A 17,560-nucleotide genomic window follows, 5' to 3' on the forward strand; every position below is an offset into this window, starting at 1 on the left:
AGCCTGATAAGCGTAGCGCCATCAGGCAGATCGGCGCACCTTGCCGGATGGCGGCGTAAACGCCTTATCCGCCCTACTGTCGGCGCCATAGCGCACGCTAAAACGCTGCTTACGCCGGTAAGCGTACACATCTTCCACGTGCCCGTTTTTAATGCGCGTCTGCAGTTCACGCCAGTAATCGGCACGCAGTAAATCGGCGTGCATCTCCTCCAGTAGCGGTCCGATCCGCGGATCGGCGCACAGCCAGTGGCGGAACTCTTCCGGGAAGACATCGCCCGGGGACACGCTATACCAGGGTTCACTGGCCAACTCATCTTCCGGATAGCGCGGCGGCGGAATATCGCGGAAATTCACCTCGGTCATGTAGCAAATTTCATCATAATCGTAGAATACCACCCGCCCGTGGCGCGTGACGCCGAAGTTTTTAAACAGCATGTCGCCGGGGAAGATATTGGCGGCCGCCAGTTGGCGAATAGCATTCCCGTACTCTTCTACCGCGTCGCGTAGCGCCTGGCCTTCCACCTGCTCCAGCCAGATATTAAGCGGCACCATCCTTCGTTCAATATAAAGATGGCTGATGGCAATGCGATCGCCGAGGTCGGTCAACTTATTCCCCGCTTCCGCCTGCAACAGCGCCATCAGCTCGGGCGCGATTTGCCGCTTATCGAGCACGAAGTTTTCAAACTCCTGGGTATCCGCCATCCGCCCGACGCGGTCGTGTTCTTTGACCAGCTGATAGCAGGCGCGGACGTGGGCGGCGGTCATCTCTTTTTGCGGCGCAAAGCGGTCTTTAATCACCTTAAATACCCGGTCGAATCCCGGCAGGGTAAATACCAACATCACCATCCCACGGATGCCCGGCGCTTCGATAAACTGCTCATCGCTGCGGGTAACATAGTGCAGGTACTCGCGATAACTTTCCGTTTTAGCATGCTTCTGACAGCCAATCGCCATATACAGCTCGGCGGTAGTTTTTCCCGGCAGAATCTCGCGCAGCCATTCAACCAGCGCCGCGGGCAGCGGCGCGTAGACCATGAAATAGGAGCGGGCGAAACCAAAGACGATACTCGCCTCGGCGTGGGTCGTCAGGCAGGTATCAACAAATAGCTCTCCGTCATCGCTACGATGTATCGGCAGCAGGAACGGCAGCGTCGCCATCGGTGTAACCAGTTTACCTACCAGCCAGGCGGCTTTATTACGATAAAACAGCTCATTCGCCACCTGCAGATGCGACTGCGACAACAGTTCTCCACCGAGAGCTTCACGTAAATGGCTGACGATATAACCGATATCACGCCCTTTGTTTTGCCACGGCAGGCGCAGCGGCAAATCGGCAAGCAGGTTATGCATCAGGTATTCCCAGCCGCGTTCGGGATAAAAATCCTTCGCCAGCGGTCGCGAAATCGTGCGAAAACGACGTTCCGGCTGGGAGCTAAAAATAAAGAGCCGCTCGGGGGTCAGCGAGCGGTGGTCAAACAGTCTGCAGTAGACCGAGTTGAAAAAGCTCTCCGCAATTTCAAAGCGAGGGTAATCCGGCAAAAGTTGGGTGTACTGCTGTTTCACCCGCAGAAGAAAATCGACGTCGGTACTTTTCCCTTCGGTAATACAGCGCAGCTGTTCTACCACCAGACCCACGTGGTGATCGTAGAGGTGGATACGCTGCTTCATCGCCTGCTGCACGGCGTGCCAGTCCGCTTGTTCGAAGCGCTGCTGTGCGCCGGAAGTGACTTCCAGAAAACGCCCGTACTGGGCGTCGAATCCCTGTAAAATGGTTTGGGCAATCAGTAGTTCCAGGCCACGCGTCATCGCTTTCCCCCATCCGGCACAACATCATGCCGGATGGCGCGTTAGCTTATCCGGCCTACACCTTTGTAGGCCCGGTAAGCGCAGCGCCACCGGGCATTGCTTAAAACTGCGATTCTTCGGTCGAGCCGGTCAGCGCCGTTACCGACGAGGTCCCCCCCTGGATAATGGTGGTCACTTTGTCGAAGTACCCGGTGCCCACCTCCTGCTGATGCGAGACGAAGGTGTAGCCTTCCGGCCCGGCGGCAAACTCCGGCTGCTGTACCTTTTCGACGTAGTGACGCATGCCTTCGCCCTGCGCGTAGGCGTGAGCCAGGTCGAACATGTTGAACCACATGCTGTGGATACCCGCCAGGGTAATGAACTGGAATTTATAGCCCATATCCGACAGCTGCTGCTGGAAGCTGGCGATGGTTTTATCGTCGAGATTTTTCTTCCAGTTAAAGGATGGCGAGCAGTTATAGGCCAGCAGCTTGCCCGGGAAGCGGGCGTGGATCGCCTCGGCGAAACGGCGTGCCTGTTCAATGTCCGGTTTAGAGGTTTCACACCATACCAGATCGGCATAAGGCGCGTAGGCAAGGCCGCGGCTGATTGCCTGTTCGATTCCGGCATGGGTGCGATAGAAACCTTCGCTGGTGCGATCGCCGGAGATAAACTCGCGATCGTATGGATCGCAATCCGAGGTAATCAGGTCAGCGGCATCGGCGTCGGTACGAGCGATAAGCAGCGTCGGTACCCCCATCACATCCGCCGCCAGGCGCGCGGCGACCAGCTTCTGAATCGCCTCTTGCGTCGGCACCAGCACCTTGCCGCCCATATGTCCGCACTTCTTCACCGACGCCAGCTGGTCTTCGAAATGCACGGCCGCTGCACCGGCCGCAATCATCGATTTCATCAGCTCAAAGGCGTTCAGCACGCCGCCAAAACCGGCTTCCGCATCGGCGACGATCGGCAGGAAATAGTCGATAAAACGCGGATCGTTCGGCTCAATCCCCGCCGCCCACTGGATCTGATCGGCGCGACGGAAGGTGTTGTTGATCCGATCAACTACCGATGGCACCGAGTTAGCCGGGTATAACGATTGATCCGGGTACATACTGGAGGCCAGGTTGGCGTCGGCGGCGACCTGCCAGCCAGACAAGTAGATGGCTTCAATGCCCGCCTTCGCCTGCTGCAGCGCCTGGCCGCCGGTTAACGCGCCAAGGCTGTTGATATAACCCTTTTTCGCTTCACCATGCAGCAGACGCCACATTTTCGCCGCGCCAAGCTGCGCCAGCGTGCATTCCGGGTTCACCGAGCCGCGTAACTTCACCACCTCTTCCGCGCTGTATGGGCGGGTAATGCCTTCCCAGCGCGGGTTCGTCCACTCTTTGTTTAATTCTTCGATTTGTTGGGTACGGGTTTTCATGTGCAGATGCTCCATATAGTGATGGGGTGAATTACGCCAGCAGGCGGTAACCTGGCAGAGTCAGGAAGTCGATCAGTTCGTCGGAAGTGGTGATTTGCTCCATCAGTCGCGCCGCATCGTCAAAGCGACCGTGGCTGAAGCGGTGTTCTCCCAACTCTTCCTGAATCACCATCAGCTCTTCAGCCAGCCACTGGCGGAACAGCGCCTTGGTAACCGGTGTGCCGTCGTTCAGGGTTTTCTGGTGATGGATCCACTGCCAGATAGAGGTACGCGAAATCTCAGCCGTCGCCGCATCTTCCATCAGGCCGTAAATCGGTACGCAGCCGTTGCCGGAGATCCAGGCCTCGATGTACTGCACCGCCACGCGGATATTAGCGCGCATGCCGGCTTCGGTGCGCTCGCCCTCGCAGGGAGCCAGCAGCTGCTCGGCGGTAATCGGCGCGTCGTCATTGCGGGTAACAAACAGCTGGTTAGGATGTTCGCCCAGTACGCGGTTAAAGACGCCCATCGCCGTATCCGCCAGTCCCGGATGCGCAATCCAGGTGCCATCGTGGCCATTGTTGGCCTCCAGCTCTTTATCGGCGGTGACTTTATTCAGCACCTGACGATTGCGCTCGGCGTCTTTGCTCGGGATAAAGGCCGCCATACCGCCCATCGCGAAGGCGCCGCGTTTATGGCAGGTCTTAATCAGCAGGCGTGAATAGGCGCTGAGGAAGGGCTTATCCATCGTCACCACCTGGCGATCCGGCAGGACGCGGTCTGGGTGGTTTTTCAGCGTCTTGATATAGCTGAAGATATAGTCCCAGCGCCCGCAGTTCAGGCCAACAATGTGGTCGCGCAGCGCATGCAGGATTTCATCCATCTGGAACACCGCTGGCAGCGTTTCAATCAGCAGCGTGGCCTTAATGGTGCCGCGCGGCAGTTCAAAGCGATCCTCGGTAAAGCTGAAGACTTTGCTCCACCATGCCGCTTCCTGCCAGGCCTGGGTCTTCGGCAGATAGAAATAGGGGCCGCTCCCTTTCGCTAGCAGCGCCTGGTAGTTGTGGAAGAAATAGAGCGCAAAATCGAACAGACTGCCGGGTATCGCCTCACCCTGCCAGGTGACGTGCTTTTCCGGCAGATGCAGGCCGCGAACGCGGCAGACCAGTACCGCCGGGTCGGGCTGTAGCTGATAAATTTTCCCTGCTTCGTTGGTGTAGCTGATGGTGCCGTTGACCGCATCGCGCAGGTTGATTTGGCCATCAATCACTTTGTGCCAATCCGGCGCCAGCGAGTCTTCGAAATCGGCCATAAAGACTTTGACGTTAGCATTCAGGGCATTAATCACCATCTTGCGTTCAACAGGACCGGTGATTTCAACGCGGCGATCCTGTAAATCGGTCGGAATACCGCGTATTTTCCAGTCGCCATTACGAATGGAAGCTGTTTCCGAAATAAAATCAGGAAGCTTGCCGCCATCAATGGCCTGCTGTTGCTGGACGCGTGCTGCCAACAGTTGATTACGCTCAGGCGTAAAACGGCTCACTAGTTCCGTCAGGAACTCCACCGCTTCCGCAGTCAGAATTTGCTTCTCCTGCTCGCCATAAGGCTGGCTGAATGCCAGTTCATCGGTCATTGTCGCCTGTTGCGTCATTGTGCAGCTCCTCTTGGTTGATCCTGATAGCGCGAGCGAAAGATCGTTGTTTGCTTTTCGCTCAGCACAATTAAGACTACTCAAGAATTTTTCAAAATCAAAAACAATTTCCATTTTTAATTTAATATTGCATCAACATACTGATAACAAAGGAATTAAAGTTAAAATAGAAGGGGAAGTTGTTTTCGGAAATAAAAAAGGCACCCGAAGGTGCCTGAGGCGAGATGCTGAAACGCTTTAGGATCGTACGCGCTGGTAGATTAATCCAGCGTTGGATTCATATGACGCAGATCGTATGGTGTGATTTGGTAGACGTAATAGTTAAGCCAGTTAGCAAACAGGAGATTGCCATGGCTGCGCCAGGTCGCCCGCGGTTTATTGTTTGGATCATTATTCGGGAAGTAGTTGTCCGGAAGCTGTGGCGCTAAACCTGCCTCCAGATCGCGGAAGTATTCACTTGCCAGGGTATGCGGATCGTATTCAGGATGACCGGTAACAAAAGCGATGCGCTTATCTTTGCTGGCGAACAGATAGGCATCGCCATCTTCGGTTTCGGCGAGAATATCGAGGTCGGTGTAGTCCCGAATCAGCCCGGCCGGGAAGTCGGCATAGCGCGAATGAGGCGCAAGGAAGGTGTCATCAAACCCGCGAGTCAGCAGCGCATGCGGGTGCAAAATATGGTGTTCATAAACGCCAGAGATCTTTTCGGTACGAGTTTGCTTGGGGATGCCATACAGAATATTTAACGCGGCCTGTACCGCCCAACAGACAAATAACGTTGACGTGACGTGATCCTTTGCCCACTCCAGTACCTGTTTAATCTGCGGCCAGTAGGCAACATCGTTAAACTCGACCAGCCCTAACGGCGCGCCGGTAACAATCAAACCATCGAAATTCTGTTCGCGAATATCGTCGAAGTTGCAGTAAAAGTTATTCAGGTGCTCCGTCGGCGTATTACGTGATTCACGCGCATCGATGCGTAGCAGCTGGATATCAACCTGCAGCGGCGAGTTCGACAGCAACCGCAGAAACTGATTCTCCGTCTCGATCTTCTTTGGCATCAGATTGAGAATTAACACCTTCAGCGGGCGGATTTCCTGAGTTGTAGCACGCGATGTGGTCATCACGAAGACGTTTTCATCGCGCAAGAAATTGACGGCCGGTAGCTCGTCCTGCACCCGAATTGGCATAGCTGTATCACCTCATTACATACGTATAAACGTTTAGACATCCAGATAGCTGACAATAACCAGGAATAAGCAAAATGTCGAGTCTGCAAGCGTAAGGTGAGAAAGTTTCAAGGAGGATTTAAGAGGTGGGATTTTCCCGCAGGCGGTATAGCCCGGGGAAGGAGCGGTAGCCCCGGTAAGCGCAGCGCCACCGGGGGAGATGGCGGCGCGTCTGGCCGCAAAACACAAAAACAAAAGGCCCGGTCTTCCGACTGAGCCTTTCGTTTACGTTGCTATGGCAGCAGCTTTCCCCGGAGGCGGTGCTGCGCACCTTTTCCGGGCTACAGGACTGTAGCCCCGGTAAGCGCAGCGCCACCGGGGGAGACGGCGGCGCGTCTGGCCGCAAAACACAAAAACAAAAGGCCCAGTCTTGCGACTGAGCCTTTCGTTTTATTTGATGCCTGGCAGTTCCCTACTCTCACATGGGGAGACCCCACACTACCATCGGCGCTACGGCGTTTCACTTCTGAGTTCGGCATGGGGTCAGGTGGGACCACCGCGCTATCGCCGCCAGGCAAATTCTGTTTTACCAGCCCGTCATTACGACGCACTGATTAATCTGTATCACGCTGAAAATCATCTCAAATCCGCCAAAACACCTTCGGCGTTGTAAGGTTAAGCCTCACGGTTCATTAGTATCGGTTAGCTCAACGTATCGCTACGCTTACACACCCGACCTATCAACGTCATCGTCTTTAACGTTCCTTCAGGAGACTTAAAGTCTCAGGGAGAACTCATCTCGGGGCAAGTTTCGTGCTTAGATGCTTTCAGCACTTATCTCTTCCGCATTTAGCTACCGGGCAATGCCATTGGCATGACAACCCGAACACCAGTGATGCGTCCACTCCGGTCCTCTCGTACTAGGAGCAGCCCCCCTCAATTCTCCAGCGCCCACGGCAGATAGGGACCGAACTGTCTCACGACGTTCTAAACCCAGCTCGCGTACCACTTTAAATGGCGAACAGCCATACCCTTGGGACCTACTTCAGCCCCAGGATGTGATGAGCCGACATCGAGGTGCCAAACACCGCCGTCGATATGAACTCTTGGGCGGTATCAGCCTGTTATCCCCGGAGTACCTTTTATCCGTTGAGCGATGGCCCTTCCATTCAGAACCACCGGATCACTATGACCTGCTTTCGCACCTGCTCGCGCCGTCACGCTCGCAGTCAAGCTAGCTTATGCCATTGCACTAACCTCCTGATGTCCGACCAGGATTAGCTAACCTTCGTGCTCCTCCGTTACTCTTTGGGAGGAGACCGCCCCAGTCAAACTACCCACCAGACACTGTCCGCAACCCCGATTAGGGGCCAACGTTAGAACATCAAACATTAAAGGGTGGTATTTCAAGGTTGGCTCCACGCAGACTGGCGTCCACGCTTCAAAGCCTCCCACCTATCCTACACATCAAGGCTCAATGTTCAGTGTCAAGCTATAGTAAAGGTTCACGGGGTCTTTCCGTCTTGCCGCGGGTACACTGCATCTTCACAGCGAGTTCAATTTCACTGAGTCTCGGGTGGAGACAGCCTGGCCATCATTACGCCATTCGTGCAGGTCGGAACTTACCCGACAAGGAATTTCGCTACCTTAGGACCGTTATAGTTACGGCCGCCGTTTACCGGGGCTTCGATCAAGAGCTTCTCCTTACGGATAACCCCATCAATTAACCTTCCGGCACCGGGCAGGCGTCACACCGTATACGTCCACTTTCGTGTTTGCACAGTGCTGTGTTTTTAATAAACAGTTGCAGCCAGCTGGTATCTTCGACTGATTTCAGCTCCACCCGCAGGGGCTTCACCTACATATCAGCGTGCCTTCTCCCGAAGTTACGGCACCATTTTGCCTAGTTCCTTCACCCGAGTTCTCTCAAGCGCCTTGGTATTCTCTACCTGACCACCTGTGTCGGTTTGGGGTACGATTTGATGTTACCTGATGCTTAGAGGCTTTTCCTGGAAGCAGGGCATTTGTTACTTCAGCACCGTAGTGCCTCGTCATCACACCTCAGCGTTAAAAGGTACCGGATTTACCTGGAACCTCCGCCTACATGCTTAAACCGGGACAACCGTCGCCCGGCTAACATAGCCTTCTCCGTCCCCCCTTCGCAGTAACACCAAGTACAGGAATATTAACCTGTTTCCCATCGACTACGCCTTTCGGCCTCGCCTTAGGGGTCGACTCACCCTGCCCCGATTAACGTTGGACAGGAACCCTTGGTCTTCCGGCGTGCGGGCTTTTCACCCGCATTATCGTTACTTATGTCAGCATTCGCACTTCTGATACCTCCAGCAACCCTCACAGGCCACCTTCGCAGGCTTACAGAACGCTCCCCTACCCAACAACACATAGTGTCGCTGCCGCAGCTTCGGTGCACAGTTTAGCCCCGTTACATCTTCCGCGCAGGCCGACTCGACCAGTGAGCTATTACGCTTTCTTTAAATGATGGCTGCTTCTAAGCCAACATCCTGGCTGTCTGTGCCTTCCCACATCGTTTCCCACTTAACTGTGACTTTGGGACCTTAGCTGGCGGTCTGGGTTGTTTCCCTCTTCACGACGGACGTTAGCACCCGCCGTGTGTCTCCCGTGATAACATTCTTCGGTATTCGTAGTTTGCATCGGGTTGGTAAGTCGGGATGACCCCCTAGCCGAAACAGTGCTCTACCCCCGAAGATGAGTTCACGAGGCGCTACCTAAATAGCTTTCGGGGAGAACCAGCTATCTCCCGGTTTGATTGGCCTTTCACCCCCAGCCACAAGTCATCCGCTAATTTTTCAACATTAGTCGGTTCGGTCCTCCAGTTAGTGTTACCCAACCTTCAACCTGCCCATGGCTAGATCACCGGGTTTCGGGTCTATACCCTGCAACTTAACGCCCAGTTAAGACTCGGTTTCCCTGCGGCTCCCCTATACGGTTAACCTTGCTACAGAATATAAGTCGCTGACCCATTATACAAAAGGTACGCAGTCACACCCGAAGGTGCTCCCACTGCTTGTACGTACACGGTTTCAGGTTCTTTTTCACTCCCCTCGCCGGGGTTCTTTTCGCCTTTCCCTCACGGTACTGGTTCACTATCGGTCAGTCAGGAGTATTTAGCCTTGGAGGATGGTCCCCCCATATTCAGACAGGATACCACGTGTCCCGCCCTACTCTTCGAGTTCACAGCCTGTGCATTTTGGTGTACGGGACTATCACCCTGTACCGTCGGACTTTCCAGACCGTTCCACTAACACACAAGCTGATTCAGACTCTGGGCTGCTCCCCGTTCGCTCGCCGCTACTGGGGGAATCTCGGTTGATTTCTTTTCCTCGGGGTACTTAGATGTTTCAGTTCCCCCGGTTCGCCTCGTTAACCTATGTATTCAGTTAACGATAGTGTGACGAATCACACTGGGTTTCCCCATTCGGACATCGCCGGCTATAACGGTTCATATCACCTTACCGACGCTTTTCGCAGATTAGCACGTCCTTCATCGCCTCTGACTGCCAGGGCATCCACCGTGTACGCTTAGTCGCTTAACCTCACAACCCGAAGATGTTTCACTTCTGATTGCGAAAATTTGAGAGACTCGAACACACATTGACTGTGTGTCGTTTCAATTTTCAGCTTGATCCAGATTTTTAAAGAGCAAAATTTCACAATGCACTTAACAGTACATTTTGAAATTTATCATTTATCAAACAATCTGTGTGGACACTACAAAGGCAGGTTCTTTAAGGTAAGGAGGTGATCCAACCGCAGGTTCCCCTACGGTTACCTTGTTACGACTTCACCCCAGTCATGAATCACAAAGTGGTAAGCGCCCTCCCGAAGGTTAAGCTACCTACTTCTTTTGCAACCCACTCCCATGGTGTGACGGGCGGTGTGTACAAGGCCCGGGAACGTATTCACCGTAGCATTCTGATCTACGATTACTAGCGATTCCGACTTCATGGAGTCGAGTTGCAGACTCCAATCCGGACTACGACATACTTTATGAGGTCCGCTTGCTCTCGCGAGGTCGCTTCTCTTTGTATATGCCATTGTAGCACGTGTGTAGCCCTACTCGTAAGGGCCATGATGACTTGACGTCATCCCCACCTTCCTCCAGTTTATCACTGGCAGTCTCCTTTGAGTTCCCGGCCGAACCGCTGGCAACAAAGGATAAGGGTTGCGCTCGTTGCGGGACTTAACCCAACATTTCACAACACGAGCTGACGACAGCCATGCAGCACCTGTCTCAGAGTTCCCGAAGGCACCAAAGCATCTCTGCTAAGTTCTCTGGATGTCAAGAGTAGGTAAGGTTCTTCGCGTTGCATCGAATTAAACCACATGCTCCACCGCTTGTGCGGGCCCCCGTCAATTCATTTGAGTTTTAACCTTGCGGCCGTACTCCCCAGGCGGTCGACTTAACGCGTTAGCTCCGGAAGCCACGCCTCAAGGGCACAACCTCCAAGTCGACATCGTTTACGGCGTGGACTACCAGGGTATCTAATCCTGTTTGCTCCCCACGCTTTCGCACCTGAGCGTCAGTCTTTGTCCAGGGGGCCGCCTTCGCCACCGGTATTCCTCCAGATCTCTACGCATTTCACCGCTACACCTGGAATTCTACCCCCCTCTACAAGACTCTAGCCTGCCAGTTTCGAATGCAGTTCCCAGGTTGAGCCCGGGGATTTCACATCCGACTTGACAGACCGCCTGCGTGCGCTTTACGCCCAGTAATTCCGATTAACGCTTGCACCCTCCGTATTACCGCGGCTGCTGGCACGGAGTTAGCCGGTGCTTCTTCTGCGAGTAACGTCAATCGCCAAGGTTATTAACCTTAACGCCTTCCTCCTCGCTGAAAGTACTTTACAACCCGAAGGCCTTCTTCATACACGCGGCATGGCTGCATCAGGCTTGCGCCCATTGTGCAATATTCCCCACTGCTGCCTCCCGTAGGAGTCTGGACCGTGTCTCAGTTCCAGTGTGGCTGGTCATCCTCTCAGACCAGCTAGGGATCGTCGCCTAGGTGAGCCATTACCCCACCTACTAGCTAATCCCATCTGGGCACATCTGATGGCATGAGGCCCGAAGGTCCCCCACTTTGGTCTTGCGACGTTATGCGGTATTAGCTACCGTTTCCAGTAGTTATCCCCCTCCATCAGGCAGTTTCCCAGACATTACTCACCCGTCCGCCGCTCGTCACCCGAGAGCAAGCTCTCTGTGCTACCGCTCGACTTGCATGTGTTAGGCCTGCCGCCAGCGTTCAATCTGAGCCATGATCAAACTCTTCAATTTAAGTTTGATGCTCGTGAATTAAACTTCGTAATGAATTACGTATGTTCACTCAGAGACTTGGTATTCATTTTTCGTCCGAGGACGTTAAGAATCCATGTCACTTTGAGTGCCCACACAGATTGTCTGATAAATTGTTAAAGAGCAGTTGCGACGCGCTTTAGCGCTCTGTCGCGAGGTGGCGTATATTACGCTTTCCTCTTTCAGAGTCAACCCTGAATTTCAGAATTTTTCTCTTCAACCGAACCGGCTGTTTGTGTGAAGTGATTCACATCCGCCGTGTCGATGGAGGCGCATTATAGGGAGTTCTCGAGCACCTGCAATAGAAAAATTGCAGAAAAATGACTGACTGCTGCATTCCCCAGCAAAACCCCGCTTTATACCCTTTTACACACAGAATTATCCACAGGCACACGGCAAAACACGGCTTAAACCCCGGTACATCCATTGCCATATAAGGAGAGAACCATCGGCTTAAAGAGAAAGATAAAAATTCGCGAGCGTTGCGCAAACGTTTTCGTTACAATGCCGCGCTATGACACGGATGCCCGGTTGGGTGCGTTAGGTGAGTTTTTAGGCAAAAACTCACCTAACGCTCTCTGTAATGTTCAAATCCTGGGGATTTAATACCATGCAACAACGTCGTCCAGTCCGCCGCGCCCTGCTCAGTGTTTCTGACAAGGCAGGTATCGTCGAATTCGCGCAGGCGCTTTCCGCTCGTGGTGTCGAGCTGCTGTCCACCGGCGGCACCGCTCGCCTGCTGGCAGATAAAGGCCTGCCGGTTACCGAAGTCTCTGACTACACCGGTTTCCCGGAAATGATGGATGGACGCGTGAAGACCCTGCATCCGAAAGTACACGGCGGCATCCTCGGTCGTCGCGGTCAGGATGACGGTATCATGCAGCAACACGGTATCGCGCCTATCGATATGGTTGTCGTTAACCTCTACCCGTTCGCCCAGACCGTCGCTCGTGAAGGATGCTCGCTGGAAGACGCGGTGGAAAACATCGATATCGGCGGCCCGACTATGGTGCGCTCCGCGGCGAAGAACCATAAAGATGTCGCCATCGTGGTTAAGAGCAGCGACTACGACGCCATCATTAATGAGATGGACGCCAACGAAGGTTCTCTCACGCTGGACACCCGTTTCGACCTCGCGATTAAAGCCTTCGAACACACCGCCGCTTACGACAGCATGATCGCTAACTACTTCGGCAGTATGGTTCCGGCCTATCACGGCGAAAGCAAAGAAGCCGCTGGCCGCTTCCCGCGTACCCTGAATCTAAACTTCATTAAGAAGCAGGATATGCGCTACGGCGAAAACAGCCACCAGCAGGCTGCCTTCTATATAGAAGAGAATGTAAAAGAAGCCTCCGTGGCGACCGCCACCCAGCTGCAGGGCAAAGCGCTCTCCTATAACAACATTGCCGATACCGATGCGGCGCTGGAATGCGTGAAAGAGTTCAACGAACCGGCCTGCGTTATCGTTAAGCATGCCAACCCGTGCGGCGTTGCCGTCAGCGACTCGATCCTCGACGCCTACGATCGCGCTTACAAAACCGATCCAACCTCCGCCTTCGGCGGTATCATCGCCTTTAACCGCGAGCTGGATGCTGAAACCGCCCAGGCGATCATCTCTCGCCAGTTCGTCGAAGTGATCATCGCGCCATCCGCCAGCGAAGAAGCGCTGAAAATCACCGCCGCTAAGCAGAACGTCCGCGTGCTGGTCTGCGGCCAGTGGGATGCTCGCGTCGCGGGTCTCGATTTCAAACGTGTCAATGGCGGCCTGCTGGTTCAGGACCGCGATCTTGGTATGGTCACCGCGGGCGAACTGCGCGTGGTCAGCAAACGTCAGCCGAGCGAGCAAGAGCTACGCGATGCGCTGTTCTGCTGGAAAGTGGCGAAATTCGTCAAATCCAACGCCATCGTTTATGCCAAAAATAATATGACCATCGGTATCGGCGCCGGTCAGATGAGCCGCGTCTACTCGGCGAAAATTGCCGGGATTAAAGCCGGTGACGAAGGTCTGGAAGTGAAAGGCTCCGCCATGGCTTCTGACGCCTTCTTCCCGTTCCGCGATGGTATTGATGCCGCCGCGGCCGTCGGCATCACCTGCGTTATCCAGCCGGGCGGCTCTATCCGCGATGAAGAAGTAATTGCCGCCGCGGACGAACATGGTATCGCCATGATCTTCACCGACATGCGCCACTTCCGCCATTAATTCACGGAGCAGCAGATGAAAGTATTAGTAATCGGCAACGGCGGGCGCGAACACGCGCTGGCCTGGAAAGCGGCCCAATCGCCGCTGGTTGATACCGTCTACGTCGCGCCGGGCAACGCGGGCACCGCGCTGGAGCCGGCGCTGCAAAACGTCGCTATCGGCGTTACCGATATTCCGGCGCTGCTACGTTTCGCGCAGGATGAAAAAATCGACCTGACGATCGTTGGCCCGGAAGCGCCGCTGGTCATTGGCGTAGTGGACGCGTTTCGTGCCGCAGGGCTCGCCATCTTCGGGCCAACCGAAGGCGCCGCGCAGCTGGAAGGTTCAAAAGCCTTCACCAAAGATTTCCTCGCTCGTCATCATATCCCGACGGCGGAATACCAGAATTTCACCGAAGTTGAGCCTGCGCTGGCTTACCTGCGCGAGAAAGGCGCGCCGATCGTCATCAAAGCCGACGGTCTGGCGGCGGGTAAAGGCGTTATCGTGGCGATGACCCTTGAGGAAGCCGAAGCGGCGGTGAAAGATATGCTGGCCGGTAACGCTTTCGGCGATGCAGGCCACCGCATCGTGATTGAGGAGTTCCTCGATGGCGAAGAAGCCAGCTTTATTGTCATGGTCGACGGCGAGCATGTCCTGCCGATGGCCACCAGCCAGGATCACAAGCGCGTCGGCAACGGCGATACCGGCCCGAACACCGGCGGTATGGGCGCTTACTCCCCGGCGCCGGTAGTGACCGATGAAGTCCATCAGCGCACCATGGAGCGGATTATCTGGCCAACAGTTAAAGGTATGGCCGCTGAAGGCAACACCTATACCGGTTTCCTGTATGCCGGTTTGATGATCGATAAGCAGGGCAACCCGAAGGTTATTGAGTTCAACTGCCGCTTTGGCGATCCGGAAACTCAGCCGATCATGCTGCGCATGAAATCCGATCTGGTAGAGCTGTGCCTCGCCGCCTGCGCGGGCAAGCTGGACGAGAAAACTTCCGAGTGGGATGACCGCGCCTCGCTGGGCGTTGTGGTGGCCGCCGGCGGCTATCCGGGCAACTACAACACGGGCGATGAGATCCACGGTCTGCCGCAGCAGGAAGCTGTAGACGGTAAAGTCTTCCACGCCGGCACCAGGCTGTCTGACGACCAGCGCGTAGTCACCAACGGCGGACGCGTGCTGTGCGTAACCGCGCTGGGTGACACCGTGGCGCAGGCGCAACAGCGCGCCTATGAACTGCTGACCGATATTCGCTGGAACGGCAGCTTCAGCCGTAACGATATCGGCTGGCGCGCCATCGCGCGTGAAAAAACTAACGGCTGAGTTTTGCCAGCAGCGTTTTACGCGTAATGCCTAACTGACGGGCGGCTTCAGTTTTGTTGCCGCCCGTTTTTTCCAGCGCCGACAGTATGACTTCTTTTTCGACTTCCACTAACGGCTGAATCAACGCCTCATCGTTGCCAGTAACCGGCAGCGTCGTACCCGCTATCGCCAACGGCAGTTCACGCTCGGAAATGTATTCTCCGGTCAGTAGCACCACCGCCCGCTCCACCGCATTTTCCAGTTCGCGGATATTCCCCGGCCAGCCGTAGTGAATCAACAGGTCCATCGCCTGCGGCGTAAATCCCTGCACCGTTTTACGATTGCGTTCGGCATAGCGCTTAAGAAAGTGCTGCGCCAGCGGTGGAATATCTTCACGCCGCTGACGCAGCGGCGGCATATCAATGGTTACGACGTTCAGGCGATAATAGAGATCCTGGCGAAAGCGCCCGGCGCTCACCTCCTCCGCCAGATTACGATGGGTGGCGGCAATTAGCCGCACATCGACAGAAAGCGTCTGATTACTGCCAACGCGCTGCACTTCGCGTTCCTGAATCGCCCGCAGCAGACGCACCTGCATCAGCGGCGAGATATCGCCAATTTCATCAAGAAACAGCGTGCCGCCATCCGCCTCGACAAAACGCCCTTCCCGTCGCCGCTCCGCGCCGGTAAAAGCCCCTTTTTCATGACCGAACAGCTCGGACTCCAGCAGCGACTCATTGAGCGCCGCGCAGTTTAGCGTCACCAGCGGCTTCTCGCGGCGCTCGCTGCAAGCGTGGATGGCGCGCGCCACCAGTTCTTTACCGGTTCCCGATTCGCCGCAGATCAGCACCGTCGCATCCGAGGGCGCCACCAGCGTAATATTGTTGATAAGCGCCTGCATTGCCGGGCTATCGCCAATCATGCCCCATTGCGAATCCGTCGCGGCGCTGGAATCGCCTTCACTCTGCCGGGTATGCGCCAGCGCCTGGACCAGCGTCTGCTGTAGAGTGTCAAAATCCAGCGGCTTGACCAGATAATCCAACGCGCCGGACTTAATAGCCTCAACCGCCGTGCCGACGCTGGAGAACGCCGTCATGATTAATACCGGAATCGCCGGGTTATAGGCTTTGATCTCTTTTAATGTCGCGATACCGTCCATCTCCGCCATGCGGATATCGCATAGCACCAGGTCGAAGACCTGCCGATGGATCTGTTCCAGCGCCTGCAGGCCGTTGTGGGCTAACGCCACTTGATAGCCCCAGCCACGCAGCAGCGCCTGCAAAATCGTGCAGTGGCTAACGTCATCATCGACGACCAGAATCTGTATTTTATCGCTGCTCATCTTCCCTCCGTTGAGCATCCACCGGTAACCAAAGCGTAAATACCGCTCCGGCCCCCGGCTGACTTTCGGCGCGGATTGTCCCGCCATGTTGTTCGATAATATTCTGTACTACCGCCAGCCCCAGCCCCGTGCCGTCCGCCTTGGTGGTGAAATAAGGGGTAAAGATGGCCTGCAGTTCTTCATCGCTCATCCCCTTACCGCTATCCTTGACGACAATTTTCACACGTTGCCGATCGGCTTCGCTTGCCGATACGTGAATGACGCCGCCGCGGCCAATAGCCTGCATCGCGTTCAGATACAGATTCAACAGCACCTGGTTCAGACGGTCGGGGTCGGCTTTAATCGAGGTTAATTCAGGGCGCGGAGTAAATTGCAGCGCGATCCCGCGACTCTGCGCATCCTGGCTTACCAGCTGCAATGAGTGGTGGATAAGCGCGTTGATATCGACGGGCTGGTAGTTTAAATGGGCTGGACGAACCAGCTCCAGCAGCTCGCTGACGACCCGGTTCAGGCGATCGGCCTCTTTGGCCATCACCAGCGCTAACTCCTGCGCCTCGCCGCCCGGCGGCGTACGCTCGGCAAAATACTTCGCCAGTCCTTTAATCGAAGAAAGCGGATTGCGGATCTCATGCGCGACTCCCGCCGCCAGATGCCCAAGAGCCAGCAGTTTTTCTTTGCGGGCCATCGCCTCCTGAAGCTGCTGGCGTGAGAGACGGTAGCGGCGGAACCAGAACTGAGCGAGGATCGTCGCGACGATGACCAGCGCCGCGGCCGCCAGCATGATCATCATATTACGCAAGCCGCGAGCCTGCGCCGCATCCAGCTCGCGGCTATCAAAGGCGATAAATATCACCTGTGGAACATTGGGCTGAGCCAGCGCGCTGTTGCAGCGCTTCATCATGCCCATATGGTGACCACGAGCAGGGTTGAGCGGGCGAAACTGGCGATAAATTTCCAGCGCCGGTTGCGGCTCGGCAAGCCGGCGCCAGCGCTCCTGCTCGCCAACCTTGAGTTCACGCATTTGCGCGGGACTGTACAGCGCCTTATCCACCTGCTGCGGATCGCTGTGGGCGATAATTTTACCGTTTTCATCGGTCACCGCGAACCACAGCACACCGGGCTGCCAGGCCATCTCCTCCAGCAGCGCCTGCAGCTGCGCGTGATGCATTCGCATCCCCATGCCGACACGCGTGCCGGACTCCAGCGCGCGGATCAGCACCTCCCCTTTTTCTTCGATGGTTTGCCGGGCGGTGGCGGTTTCCCGGCCATAATCGCGGACAATCATCGCGGAAAACAGAATAACCAACAGGACAACCGTGCCGGTCAGTAACCAGCTCAGGGTGTCCCGGGAAAATGAGGTAATGCGCGGCATGGGCGGGTCCTT

At 55.4% G+C, this 17,560-nt stretch carries 8 protein-coding genes and 3 rRNA genes; 2 read left to right on the forward strand and 9 right to left on the reverse strand.

What is annotated here, in order from left to right; all coding sequences use genetic code 11:
* Positions 1 to 21 precede the first annotated feature (21 nt).
* The 7 genes from aceK to ABLV78_RS23845 form a co-directional block, all read right to left on the reverse strand.
* The gene (gene aceK, locus ABLV78_RS23815; RefSeq protein WP_047045825.1) at positions 22 to 1,806 is read right to left on the reverse strand and encodes a bifunctional isocitrate dehydrogenase kinase/phosphatase; all 1,785 of its coding nucleotides are present in this window, start codon (positions 1,804 to 1,806) and stop codon (positions 22 to 24) included.
* A 100-nt stretch (positions 1,807 to 1,906) separates the two neighbouring features.
* Positions 1,907 to 3,211, reverse strand: a complete 1,305-nt coding sequence (aceA, locus tag ABLV78_RS23820; RefSeq protein ID WP_015368800.1) for an isocitrate lyase — start codon at positions 3,209 to 3,211, stop codon at positions 1,907 to 1,909.
* A 31-nt stretch (positions 3,212 to 3,242) separates the two neighbouring features.
* Entirely contained in the window at positions 3,243 to 4,844 is a 1,602-nt protein-coding gene (aceB, locus tag ABLV78_RS23825) for a malate synthase A (RefSeq protein WP_045396846.1), read from the reverse strand.
* 260 nt (positions 4,845 to 5,104) lie between these two features.
* Positions 5,105 to 6,034 carry a homoserine O-acetyltransferase MetA gene (gene metA, locus ABLV78_RS23830; protein ID WP_045396850.1) on the reverse strand — a complete coding sequence of 310 codons (930 nt, stop codon included), beginning with the start codon at positions 6,032 to 6,034 and terminating at the stop codon, positions 5,105 to 5,107.
* A gap of 438 nt (positions 6,035 to 6,472) precedes the next feature.
* A 5S ribosomal RNA gene (rrf, locus tag ABLV78_RS23835) occupies positions 6,473 to 6,588 on the reverse strand.
* A gap of 96 nt (positions 6,589 to 6,684) precedes the next feature.
* A 23S ribosomal RNA gene (locus tag ABLV78_RS23840) occupies positions 6,685 to 9,588 on the reverse strand.
* A 198-nt stretch (positions 9,589 to 9,786) separates the two neighbouring features.
* Positions 9,787 to 11,326: ribosomal RNA gene (locus ABLV78_RS23845) — 16S ribosomal RNA — on the reverse strand.
* Together the 16S, 23S and 5S rRNA genes form the textbook arrangement of a ribosomal RNA operon.
* Before the next feature lie 628 nt (positions 11,327 to 11,954).
* Here ABLV78_RS23845 and purH point away from each other — a divergent pair.
* The gene (gene purH, locus ABLV78_RS23850) at positions 11,955 to 13,544 is read left to right on the forward strand and encodes a bifunctional phosphoribosylaminoimidazolecarboxamide formyltransferase/IMP cyclohydrolase (protein WP_045397317.1); all 1,590 of its coding nucleotides are present in this window, start codon (positions 11,955 to 11,957) and stop codon (positions 13,542 to 13,544) included.
* Positions 13,545 to 13,559: 15 nt separating this feature from the next.
* A complete protein-coding gene (purD, locus tag ABLV78_RS23855) occupies positions 13,560 to 14,855 on the forward strand; it encodes a phosphoribosylamine--glycine ligase (protein WP_047047111.1) in 1,296 nt (431 codons plus the stop codon).
* Here purD and zraR read toward each other — a convergent pair.
* The gene (gene zraR, locus ABLV78_RS23860; protein ID WP_047047107.1) at positions 14,845 to 16,176 is read right to left on the reverse strand and encodes a sigma-54-dependent response regulator transcription factor ZraR; all 1,332 of its coding nucleotides are present in this window, start codon (positions 16,174 to 16,176) and stop codon (positions 14,845 to 14,847) included. The two genes, purD and zraR, sit on opposite strands and share 11 nt — an antisense overlap.
* Entirely contained in the window at positions 16,163 to 17,548 is a 1,386-nt protein-coding gene (gene zraS, locus ABLV78_RS23865) for a two-component system sensor histidine kinase ZraS (RefSeq protein WP_047047104.1), read from the reverse strand. Before zraS ends, zraR begins: the two co-directional genes overlap by 14 nt.
* Positions 17,549 to 17,560: the final 12 nt, after the last annotated feature.

The organism is Klebsiella sp. CN_Kp075 (assembly GCF_040065055.2).
In the GTDB taxonomy this organism is placed as follows: Bacteria; Pseudomonadota; Gammaproteobacteria; order Enterobacterales; family Enterobacteriaceae; genus Klebsiella; species Klebsiella aerogenes.